At 55.4% G+C, this 10,308-nt stretch carries 10 protein-coding genes and 1 pseudogene; 4 read left to right on the top strand and 7 right to left on the bottom strand.

Going from position 1 to position 10,308, the window contains the following annotated elements:
- Positions 1-97: 97 nt before the first annotated feature.
- A complete protein-coding gene (gene lptG, locus QZ197_RS04045; RefSeq protein ID WP_296430316.1) occupies positions 98-1,192 on the bottom strand; it encodes an LPS export ABC transporter permease LptG in 1,095 nt (364 codons plus the stop codon).
- Positions 1,189-2,298 (bottom strand): LPS export ABC transporter permease LptF, encoded by a 1,110-nt coding sequence (gene lptF, locus QZ197_RS04040; RefSeq protein WP_296430362.1) that lies wholly within the window; start codon positions 2,296-2,298, stop codon positions 1,189-1,191. The genes lptG and lptF overlap by 4 nt, the downstream gene beginning before the upstream one ends.
- Before the next feature lie 162 nt (positions 2,299-2,460).
- On the opposite strand from lptF, the gene QZ197_RS04035 reads away from it, so the two are divergent.
- Positions 2,461-3,927, top strand: a complete 1,467-nt coding sequence (locus QZ197_RS04035) for a leucyl aminopeptidase (RefSeq protein WP_296430313.1) — start codon at positions 2,461-2,463, stop codon at positions 3,925-3,927.
- On the top strand, positions 3,928-4,380 hold the full coding sequence (locus tag QZ197_RS04030; protein ID WP_296430311.1) for a DNA polymerase III subunit chi: 453 nt from the start codon (positions 3,928-3,930) through the stop codon (positions 4,378-4,380).
- Positions 4,381-4,499: 119 nt separating this feature from the next.
- Here the strand turns inward: QZ197_RS04030 and QZ197_RS04025 are convergent, their stop codons facing one another.
- The 3 genes from QZ197_RS04025 to QZ197_RS04015 all read right to left on the bottom strand — a co-directional run bounded on the left by QZ197_RS04025 (position 4,500) and on the right by QZ197_RS04015 (position 7,672).
- Complete coding sequence (locus QZ197_RS04025; protein ID WP_296430308.1) at positions 4,500-5,078, bottom strand: TIGR02281 family clan AA aspartic protease; 579 nt, start codon at positions 5,076-5,078, stop codon at positions 4,500-4,502.
- A gap of 16 nt (positions 5,079-5,094) precedes the next feature.
- On the bottom strand, positions 5,095-5,724 hold the full coding sequence (locus QZ197_RS04020) for a MarC family protein (protein WP_296430306.1): 630 nt from the start codon (positions 5,722-5,724) through the stop codon (positions 5,095-5,097).
- Between the two features lie 94 nt (positions 5,725-5,818).
- A complete protein-coding gene (locus tag QZ197_RS04015) occupies positions 5,819-7,672 on the bottom strand; it encodes an ABC-F family ATP-binding cassette domain-containing protein (protein ID WP_296430305.1) in 1,854 nt (617 codons plus the stop codon).
- A 9-nt stretch (positions 7,673-7,681) separates the two neighbouring features.
- Between QZ197_RS04015 and QZ197_RS04010 the strand changes: the two genes are divergently transcribed.
- Both QZ197_RS04010 and ndk read left to right on the top strand, forming a co-directional pair.
- The gene (locus tag QZ197_RS04010; protein ID WP_296430303.1) at positions 7,682-8,671 is read left to right on the top strand and encodes a DMT family transporter; all 990 of its coding nucleotides are present in this window, start codon (positions 7,682-7,684) and stop codon (positions 8,669-8,671) included.
- 89 nt (positions 8,672-8,760) lie between these two features.
- A complete protein-coding gene (ndk, locus tag QZ197_RS04005; RefSeq protein ID WP_296430301.1) occupies positions 8,761-9,183 on the top strand; it encodes a nucleoside-diphosphate kinase in 423 nt (140 codons plus the stop codon).
- 77 nt (positions 9,184-9,260) lie between these two features.
- Here ndk and QZ197_RS04000 read toward each other — a convergent pair whose 3' ends face one another.
- Entirely contained in the window at positions 9,261-9,593 is a 333-nt protein-coding gene (locus QZ197_RS04000; protein WP_296430299.1) for a TfoX/Sxy family protein, read from the bottom strand.
- Positions 9,594-9,942: 349 nt separating this feature from the next.
- Positions 9,943-10,308 (bottom strand): annotated as a pseudogene (locus QZ197_RS03995) (ATP-dependent RNA helicase); the annotation flags it as partial.

Below are 10,308 nucleotides of genomic sequence, written 5' to 3'. Positions count from 1 at the left end.
CCGTTCAGGCGCACACTGTCTGCGATCAGCGTGGCTGCGCCTTGAGCCCAAACCTGCATTGGCAGCAGGAGAAAAAGAATAAGTGTAAATATCCGCATCACCCGTCCTCGTTGTGCAATAAGATGCCGAGCGACATTCCGATTGCAGCTAATGGCGGTGCCCAAGCGGCCAAAAGGGCGGGAAGTTCGCCGTTTTCACCGAGTACTTGCGCGAAGTTGCGGATGAAATAGACGGTAAAAGCCAACAGAACGGCAAAAAGCACCATCAGACCGGTGCGACCGCCGCGTTGATGGCGCAGTGTGAAGCTGGCGCCAATCAAGACCATGGCGACCAGAAAAGCCGGCAATGCCAATTCGCTATGAAACCAAACCAAATGACGCTGGGCGGAAAAACCTGCTTTCTGCAAGCGGTCAATGAAGGCTGGAAACTCCCAGATAGGGATCGAAGACGGTGTTCCAAAGCTGTCACGAATTTGATCGGGCGTCAGTGTCGAAGGAACCGAAAGCTCCGGCAGATTAAGGGCTGCGGCCTCTGGGATAGGTTCGTCCAGCAGGGGCCAGGATTTGACCTCTCGCAAGATCCATTCCCCCGTCGCAAGCTCTGCCGATCCCGCGTTGATCCGTTGGGCTGGCGCACCTTGGGGGGTGAAGGTCAGAAATGTCACGTCAGACAGCCGTGTGCCATCAAGATTGGCACTTTGCGCTCGGATCACAGTTTGTCCTGATACGTCGCCTTGGCGCAACCACAAACCCGATGACCCCAGCGACAAGATAGAGTTGCTGCCGCGCAATGCATCGCCGCGTGTTTCGTAGGCTTTCGAGGTTGCCGCCACGATTGGGTTCAAAACACCCACACAGGTCAAACCAATCGCCAAGGTGACCGCTATTGGGGCCATCAGCGCACGAATTGCTGAACGTCCTGCCGCACGGGTTACGACCATTTCAGAGGAGCGCGACAGGGCCAGAAAAAAGGACACAGACGCCAGAATCATTATCAACGGCATCATAAGATAAATCGTACGCGGCGCATTCAATAGGCTAAGGATGATGACATCCCACATTGTAGCGTCTGCTTTCGAAAACTTGCGCAGTTGCTCTACCAGATCAACCGACAGGATGATCAGAAAAAACACGCCGGTAACACCGAGATAGGTCATCAAAAACCGCCGCGCGAAATAGAAATGCAGGATCATGCCAGCGCACCTTCTTTGATGCGCCGCTTGAACAGATAAGGTCGCCCCGCCCAAAACAGTAAAAACCACACAATCACGAAACCAACGATGCTTTGCAGGTAGGTCGCAAACCATAGTTCCGGGTTCGAACGGGCGATGTTCAAACCGATCGTCTCAAAGGCTTTGACCACGACAATAAGCAAGATCGCAAAGACGATCTGCTTCCAAACGCCAAAGCGACTAAAGCCACCGACCATAAGCGCCGAAAAGCCCAACAGCGCGGCGACAGTGCCCAGAATTGATTGGCTGAACCGGTCATGTCCAACAGAAATCAACCGTGCAGCAGTGCGACCGGTTTCCGCGATCAATGCTGGGGTGGGGTTGAGAAGTTCCGGCGTTGACAGCTCGCGATCGCGCCGACCGCGGTTGCTTTCGCCGCCAGTCAATGCACCAATATTGAAAGCAAAGTCATCAAATGTTGTTGTAAATAGTCGCTGATCTGCGGCGCTATAGGTCTGGATCATGCCGTCGATCATCACAAGTTGGATCGTGGTTTGGTCGCGAACCAGAAACGCCTGCGATGCTGTGTAAGTAATTTGCCTGTTGGGGCTGCGTGTGTCTGACAAAAAGATATCAGACAGTGCACCGGTTGGGGTAATCTCGCGAATGTAAAAAGTAACGCCATTCGTTGGCTCTAGAAATTGCCCTTCGGTCAATAGGCGTGCCGTGACGTTCTGGGCCAGTTCTGATTGACGCTCTGACAACTTTGTGAGGCTCATAGGCACCAGAAAATGCGTCAATATCGACATTAAAAGTGCCACGATTAGACCGAAATACAGGACCGGCCGCGCAAGTCGAAACGCAGAATATCCGGCCGCCTGAACGACCGTAAGCTCTGATTCCGTCGCCATGCGGTTGGTGACATAAACTGCGGCTGCAAAACTGGCCAATGGCAGGGCCAGCTGAATTACCGATGGCAAGGACAGCGCGCTGAATTCCAAAAAGATACTAAACGACTGGCCGTCGGCGATCAGCTGATCAAACAGCACGACGGCACGGTTGATCCAATAGATCAGCACAAGCACAAGGCCAAAAAAACCAAACAGCACCATCAGCTGCGACAGCATATATCTGTCAAATTTTGCCAAGTTGGTGTCCTTTGCGCTATGCACCTGTTTGCTTGGCGTCAAACTAACCCATCGCTGCGACGGATTGAACAGCTATCTGGTCATTGTGGGGGGCGCGGGCTACGTATTGCGTAAGCAACATCGTCACCCAAAGGAGCGCCCATGACAACGCCTGCAGAAATCCAGTTTAAAGAAGTCGATCTTGATGCAGTGGCCACCGCCACAGGCAAGATTGTAGTGTTCGTCGATGTCGACGGGAAAATGGATGCAGGTGCGCGTAAAGTGAACACTCTTGGCCGCAAAGCGCTGGGGCGGTTCACACAAAGCGATGCATTTGAAAAGATGGCTGTCGGGGATTTGACAAACCTTGCTTATCCGGCAGGTTTAGAGGCCGACGCAGTTTGTGTCATCAAGCTGGGTCGCCGCCCGTCAAGCCAGGAAGCCCGCAAAGCGGGGGCGCAACTGGCCAAGGCGCAAAGCGGTAAAGACGTGCTGGTGCTTGCGGGCAGTATCGCGCGTGCTGATGAGATTGCGCTGGGATTGGCGTTGCGCGGCTACGATTTCGACGCGCATAAGTCTGCAGAAAAAAAGCTCAAAGGTGCTGTCACCTTTATGGTTGCGAAACCCGAGGATGTTGCAAAATCAGCCGCACCGATGGCTGCGATCGCCGAAGGCGTGTTCTTTACCCGCGATTTGACGAACGAACCCGCAAACGTTCTGACCACCGACGATTTCGCGGCCCGCCTCGCTGCGATGCAAGAACTGGGTCTTGATGTTGAGATTCTCGAAGAGCCGGACCTGCACAAACTGGGTATGCGTACCTTGCTGAGTGTCGGTCAAGGTTCTGACAGCCCGTCCAAAGTGGTTGTTATGTCTTGGAACGGTGGTGGCAAAGAGGCGCCATTCGCTTTGGTCGGCAAGGGCGTTGTTTTTGACACTGGCGGGATAAGCCTGAAACCTGCGGGCGGCATGGAAGACATGACCATGGATATGGGTGGCGCAGGCGTTGTTGCGGGGGTGATGCGCACGTTAGCACTGCGCAAAGCTAAGGCGAATGTCGTCGGTATCGTCGGCCTTGTTGAGAACATGCCGTCTGGCAATGCGACCCGTCCGGGCGATGTCGTCAAATCCATGAAGGGTGAGACAGTTGAGATTATCAACACCGATGCAGAAGGGCGCTTGGTTTTGGCGGACGTGCTTTGGTACGCACAGGAACGGTTCAAACCGGTCGGGATGATCAATCTCGCGACACTGACGGGCGCTATCCTGGTTGCTTTGGGCCATGAGAATGCAGGCCTGTTTTCGAACTCGGACGAATTAAGCGATGCATTTTTGAAAGCTGCGGCGGCCGAAGGTGAAGGCGCATGGCGGATGCCGTTAAGCCCTGCCTATGATGAGCTGATCAAATCGCAGATTGCCGACATTAAGAACGTTGGCGGTCGCTTTGCCGGATCGATCACAGCGGCGCAATTCCTGCAGCGGTTTGTAAAGGACGATGTGCCTTGGGCGCATTTGGATATTGCAGGCACGGCAAGCGTGAAAAAAGAAACTGCCCTTGCGCCTGCAGGTGCGACAGGTTGGGGTGTAATGGCGTTGAACCGGTTAATCGCCGATAAATACGAGACATAAATGGGCGCAGTATTTTTCTATCACCTGACCGATAGCCCACTCGAGGCGACCTTGCCGATGCTTGTCGGCAAGGCACGTGGTGCGGGTTGGCGTGTTTTGGTGCGCAGTGCGGATGACGTGCTGACAAAGCGTTTGGACGACGTCATGTGGCAAGGTCCAGAGGATGGATTTCTGCCGCATGGGATCGCTGGAGGGGTGTATGATGCCGATCAGCCGGTTTTGATTGGTGATGTGCCTAGCGACGGGTTCGGGTGTTTGATGACGGTCGCTGGCGCCGCTGTTTCGGACAGCGAAGTCAACGCATTAGAGCGTGTTTGTATTTTGTTTGATGGTCACGATGGTGTGGCGCTTGATTATGCCCGTGGACAGTGGAAAGCGCTTACCGATGCGGGATGTAGCGCGCAATACTGGGCGCAAGAAGACGGGCGTTGGACGAAGAAAGCTGAAAAGTAAGGTGGATCATGATCCACCTTACCATGCCTAGAACGCAAAACTCGCGTCAAAGTCTTCGGGTAGTTCGGGCACCGGTGCGGCACAGGCCCCCAAAAACATCAAAAGCGCAAAACATCTGATCATCGTATCAATACCAATTCGCCATTTGTAATCTCTATCCGGTCATAGAACCCCAAGTAGGTCATGCCCAGCAAAGACGTGTCCATTTCGCCGCCATTCACGACAGCCTGAACGCCGCGGTCGATAATGCCTTCAAGGGCTACTTCATTCAAGATTACGGGCGCTGTGCGCACAACACCGTTTGCGGTACTGGCATTGCCCGAATAGGTGAGGTTTGCCGGATCAAGCCCGATCCGCGCCGCATCTCGCTGCGATAGCACGACCTGGCTTGCGCCAGTATCCACAATAAAACTCACAGGGGTGTCGTTGATATCAAGGGTCAGGCGGTAATGCCCGTCAAAGCCACGCGGCACTGCGATTGTGTTCGCATCCACCATTGCCTGACGGGGGTTCACATCACTGCTGATATCTTCCCATAAGCCATAGGCCCCCACGACGCCCACAAAAATGAGTGCCCAAATGGCGGCTTGTTGCGCCATTTTTCCCATGTTGGACCGTCCAGCCACAATGGCAGAGCCGCCAATGGCGGCCGCCAAGAGGACCAAATAGGTCAATTGCATGATCTGATCTGCGCTCATAGAGAGAATATAGGGCTTAACCCCCGATCCCAAAACCCCTAAGGCCATCAAGCACGAATTGTACCGCCAATGCGGCCAGCAACATGCCCAGCACGCGGGTCACGATGTTCAGCCCAGTTTTGCCCAATGCGCGTTCAATCGCGGGCGCGGCGAGGAAGGCGAGCAAGACAATCATCATGACCGCAAAGATCACACCTGCAATGGCGCCCAAGTCTGCGATGCCTTGTGCTTCGCCTGCGAGCAGGATGACAGTTGTGATCGCCCCCGGACCGACGATCAGTGGCAACGACAGTGGAAACACTGACGGGTCGTCTTCGTGTTCGGCTTGGCCTTCAGCCGCGCTGTCTTCGCGGCGCGCCTGTCTGCGTTGGAACAGCATATCAAGCGCTGTGAGGAACAACAGGATCCCGCCAGCGATGCGGAAAGCGTCCATGGAAATGCCGATGAAGCCCAAGACGGCCTCGCCTAGAAACAGGAAAACCATCATCAACGCAAAAGCCACTAAGAAAGCGCGAATAGCGATGGCGCGGCGCCGAGCAGCATTCATCCCTTGCGTCAACGCAATAAAAACCGGCGCGAGACCGGGTGGGTCGATGATGATGAACAGCGTCGTGAACGCAGCAATGAGGGCAGGGAGTTCGGTCATGATGGTTCCTGTCTGGCAGGCTCAGGTCCGGTTTGGCAAGTGTTGGATGCCTCCGGCGGGAGTTTTTTCGGGCAAGATGATAAGCGGGCGCTGGTTATTGACCTTGGGCCTTTTCCAGCTTTTCGAGGGCTGCCATCCACATCGCTTCGGCCCGTTCCAGCCCGTCCATAACTTCGGCGTATTTCTTGTTCCAAGTCGCAAGCTCGCCCGCTTTTCCGTCTTCGTAGAGGACCGGATCAGCAAGTTTCTTGGCGAGCTTGTCGCGCATCTCATTGATTTTCTTGACGCGTTCTTCGCCTTTGCGCGCATCAGCACGCAGTGCCATGATCGCTTCACGGGTTGGCTTTTCTACTTTTGCAGGCTTCGGCTTGTCTTTGTCGGATGCTTTTTCAGGCGTCAGCAGCATTTTGCGGTATGACGCCAGATCATCATCATACGTCGTGACATGCCCGTCCTTGACCAGCCAAAGGCGGTCCACAACCATGCTGAGCAGGTGCATGTCGTGACTGACCAAGATCACAGCACCAGAATAGGCGGTCAGTGCTTCTACCAGCGCTTCGCGGCTTTCGATATCAAGGTGGTTTGTCGGCTCGTCGAGGATCAGCAGATGCGGCGCGGGCAGCGTAGCCAGCAGCAGCGAAAGGCGTGCTTTTTGTCCACCCGACAGACGTCCGACTTCGGTGTCAGCTTGGTCTGCGCCGAGGCCAAAACCTGCAAGACGGGCGCGCAGTTTCGCTTGGCCTTCGTTGGGCCGTTCACGGAACAGGTGATCGAGCGGAGTTTCTTCGATCCGCAACTCGTCGACCTGGTGTTGGGCGAAAAAGCCGATGCGCAGCTTGTTTGATGTCACCATCGTGCCGCGCATCACATCAAGGCGATTGGACAGCATTTTCGACAGCGTCGACTTGCCTTCGCCGTTGCGGCCCAGCAAAGCGATCCGGTCGTCTTGGTCGATGCGCAGGTTTAGATCATGCAGCACGACCGTATTGCCATAACCCACAGCCGCGTTTTCCGTAGCAATAATGGGCGGGGACAGTTCTTCGGGTTCGGGGAAAGTGAACACTGTGCGTGCCGCATCTTCGGGCGCGCGGATTGTTTCCATCTTTTCGAGCATTTTTACACGCGACTGCGCCTGCTTTGCTTTGGATGCTTTGGCTTTGAAGCGGTCGACAAAGGATTGCAGATGCGCGCGCTGCAAATCTTGTTTTTTGGCAGCCGCTGCTTGGACCGCGCGGTTGGCGGCGCGTTGGCGAGCGAACGTATCGTAAGGGCCTGTGTAGTAGATCAGGCCTTTGTCTTCGAGGTGCAGGATGCCGCCCACAGAGCGGTTCAATAATTCGCGATCGTGGCTGACGATCAGCACGGTATGGGGGTATTTGACCAGATAGGCCTCGAGCCAAAGCGCGCCTTCAAGGTCGAGGTAGTTTGTTGGTTCGTCCAGCAGCAACAGGTCAGGTTCAGAGAAAAGTACCGCCGCAAGTGCGACGCGCATCCGCCAACCACCAGAGAAGGCAGAGCAGGGCTGCTGTTGTTCTTGGTGAGTAAAACCAAGGCCGCGCAGGATGGTGGCAGCACGTGCTTCTGCGGACCATGCTTCGATATCGGCAAGGCGGGTTTGCACTTCGGCGATACGTCCGGGATCGGTGGCGGTTTCAGCTTCGGCCAGCAACGCTTCGCGTTCTGTATCAGCGCGCAGAACCGTGTCGATCAGTGATACTTCGTTGCCGGGGACTTCTTGGCTGACACCGCCGATTTTCCAACCCTTGGGGATACTGACGCTGCCAGTATCGAGCACCATTTCTCCGCGGATAATCCGGAACAAGGTCGTCTTGCCCGACCCGTTACGCCCCACAAGCCCGACCTTGTGGCCAGTGGGAATGGTGACGGTTGCGTGTTCGACCAACGTGCGGCCTTCGACGGAGTATGTGACATCTGAAATCTTAAGCATGCCCGCGCTATGATTGATCCGACTTGCGCGGTCAATGGGCTTTGCGTGCTTGTGCTCTGGTCCTTGGGTGGGGGTCTGGTTATGCAGGTCTTTATGGGTACTGCACGCACAACATTTATAGCCACTTTGCTGGTGTTCTTGATCGGAAGTCTCTGGGGTCTTTATTGGCTGCCGGTGCGCGAAATTGCACAGCTTGGCTTGTCTGGCGCTTGGGGGATACTGGCGATTGCAACGGCTGCGTTGATGATCTTGTTGCCATTTGGTTGGCGGGGGCGGGCCATGTTGGCGGCGTCTTCACCATTGGCCCTTTGTTCTGTGGCGCTGTGTGGTGTGGCCTTCATGCTTTATTCGGTTGGCCTGCTTTACGGGCGCGTCGCAATCGTCGTGATCCTGTTTTTCCTGACACCAGTCTGGAGCACTTTATTAGGCCGTATCTGGATGGGCTGGGCGATCACGCGCAGGCGGGTCGTTGTGTTGCTTATGGGGCTTATGGGGCTGGTTTTGATGCTGGGGGCGGACGGAACAGCACCGGTGCCGCGCAATTTGGGCGAATGGTTAGGCCTGACGTCAGGGTTCTTATGGGCCGTGTCGACAGTGGGCATTCGGGTAAAGTCAACGGCGGGTCCGTTTGAATCGGCCTTTGTCTTGGTGGCGGGCGTTTGGCTAGGCGCATTGATACTAGCCCCGATCCTGGAACCTGCGCCGGATCTGGGCACTGTGGCGCAGCCTTGGGCGATGCTTGGTTGGGTGTTTCTAGCCGGAGCTTTTGGGCTTGCGGCCGCAATGGCAGGGATCATGTGGGCTGCGACCAAACTTGAACCCGCGCGGGTCGGGATTTTGTTGATGGCAGAGGTGTTTGTCTCCGCCGTTTCGGCGGCCCTGATTGTCGGAGAAGGGCTGAACACCATTGAAATTATTGGTGGCACTTTGGTCGTTCTGGCAGGCGTGATCGAGGTTTTACCTGCGCGGCGCAAAGCAGGGTTGCACGGCCGCGCATAATTCTCGGCTTTTCATGTGACAAGCTGCGTGTTAGGGCGCAGCCATCATTCATCGGGCATCGCCCGCAGCAAAATCAAGAGGCTTTATCCATGGCTATCCAGCGTACATTTTCGATCATCAAACCAGACGCCACAAAGCGTAACCTTACCGGCAAGATTGCTGCTAAATTCGAAGACGCAGGCCTGCGCATTGTCGCGTCCAAGCGCATCCAGTTGACGCTGGCCCAAGCACAGCAGTTCTACGGTGTGCACGCCGAGCGTCCATTCTTTGGCGAACTTTGCGAATTTATGATCTCCGAGCCGATCGTTGTTCAGGTTCTCGAAGGCGAAGACGCAATTGCGAAAAACCGCGAAGTTATGGGTGCAACAAACCCAGCGGACGCAGCTGACGGCACGATCCGCAAAGAATTCGCACTGTCCATCGGTGAAAACTCTGTGCACGGTTCCGACGCGCCAGAAACAGCTGCAGAAGAGATCGCATTCTTCTTCTCCGGTCTTGAACTGGTTGGCTAAATTAGCGGTGTCGGGGTGAACCCGACCAGCTGTTTTCGACATTGACCGTCCGCGCCTCGAAAGGTGCGGGCGGTTTTTTATTGTTTGGCCGTCTCTACAACGCCAATTCTGTTCAAGAACAGCTCTAACTCCGAGCGTGCGTCATCAAAACTGCCCGCTTTGATTTCATCGAACTGCTTGCGCAATGCCGCTTTTTCGGCACCCTTACAGTCGTTCCAAGGCCGCCCTTGCAGCGCCATATGCAGCACGTAGTAACCAATGAAATGAGGTTTGTTTCCGCCTTCAAGCATCTTGGCATATGCGGCGTCTGCACCAAGCGCGCGCAAGTCTTCTGCGGTGGTGATACCGACAGATTTCAACTGCGCCTCGAAGGCGGGGCCAATATTTTTGATGGAGGTCAAGTCTGCCATGCCGCGATCCTATCGGGGCTTTGAAAAAGACGCCAGTGAGGCCGCGTTTGCAATCGGGGAGGGCGATTGCATTTCGCGTCACCTCACCAGCCAAGCAGAATTGTTGACCTGTCAGATACTCGCGAAATCGGTGTAGATAGGTGCTTGTGGTTTACCCTGCTGACGTGCCGTTTGCTGTTGTGGTTTTGGCGCCTGCGCGGGCATTGATTTCTTAGGTGTTGCTGTGGCCATTTTTCTGGTCCTTTAGCTGCTCGTAGGTTCAGCATACGAAACATGTGCCCGTTCTGACGAGCCAGCGCGTTCACGCCGCGGCTGCGGCGTGATAAAAATGTGACTTATCGCTTAGGTTTTAGGATTTCCCGCGACGCGGTGCGGCGCTGCCGCCCTTGCCGGGCGCTTTGCGCGGCTTGGCTTTGCCCCCCGGAGGAACGAACCGTTTTGAGGTGTCATTGGCGCTTGCCCGTGGTTTTCCCGCAGGTTTCCCAGCACTAGCACCACGTGGTTTCGCGTCAGCATTATAAGGCGGTTTGCCTTTGCCACCGGGTTTCTTGCCGTCAGATTTGCCTTTGAAAGCTGGCTTGCCGCGCTTTTCAACCAACGCTTCGCCATGATCGCGGCGTTCGGGTTTGTGGCGCGGTTTACGTGCTTTATGATCATCTGCCGCACCCGGGATCGGCTGGATTGCAGCGACATGATCTTGCTGGGATGGCGGGGG

The sequence above is a fragment of the Yoonia sp. genome, from assembly GCF_017854415.1.
Taxonomy (GTDB): Bacteria; Pseudomonadota; Alphaproteobacteria; order Rhodobacterales; family Rhodobacteraceae; genus Yoonia.
Note: the sequence above shows the minus strand (reverse complement) of the source record. Positions and strands in the feature narration are given on the sequence as shown.

Bases quoted from the DNA above. Each gene is read 5' to 3' on its own strand.
- QZ197_RS04025 (WP_296430308.1), bottom strand. From the start codon at position 5,078: ATGAGCGCAGATCAGATCATGCAATTGACCTATTTGGTCCTCTTGGCG.
- lptF (WP_296430362.1), bottom strand. From the start codon at position 2,298: ATGCTGTCGCAGCTGATGGTGCTGTTTGGTTTTTTTGGCCTTGTGCTT.
- QZ197_RS04035 (WP_296430313.1), top strand. From the start codon at position 2,461: ATGACAACGCCTGCAGAAATCCAGTTTAAAGAAGTCGATCTTGATGCA.
- QZ197_RS04015 (WP_296430305.1), bottom strand. From the start codon at position 7,672: ATGCTTAAGATTTCAGATGTCACATACTCCGTCGAAGGCCGCACGTTG.
- lptG (WP_296430316.1), bottom strand. From the start codon at position 1,192: ATGATCCTGCATTTCTATTTCGCGCGGCGGTTTTTGATGACCTATCTC.
- ndk (WP_296430301.1), top strand. From the start codon at position 8,761: ATGGCTATCCAGCGTACATTTTCGATCATCAAACCAGACGCCACAAAG.
- QZ197_RS04020 (WP_296430306.1), bottom strand. From the start codon at position 5,724: ATGACCGAACTCCCTGCCCTCATTGCTGCGTTCACGACGCTGTTCATC.
- QZ197_RS04000 (WP_296430299.1), bottom strand. From the start codon at position 9,593: ATGGCAGACTTGACCTCCATCAAAAATATTGGCCCCGCCTTCGAGGCG.
- QZ197_RS04030 (WP_296430311.1), top strand. From the start codon at position 3,928: ATGGGCGCAGTATTTTTCTATCACCTGACCGATAGCCCACTCGAGGCG.
- QZ197_RS04010 (WP_296430303.1), top strand. From the start codon at position 7,682: ATGATTGATCCGACTTGCGCGGTCAATGGGCTTTGCGTGCTTGTGCTC.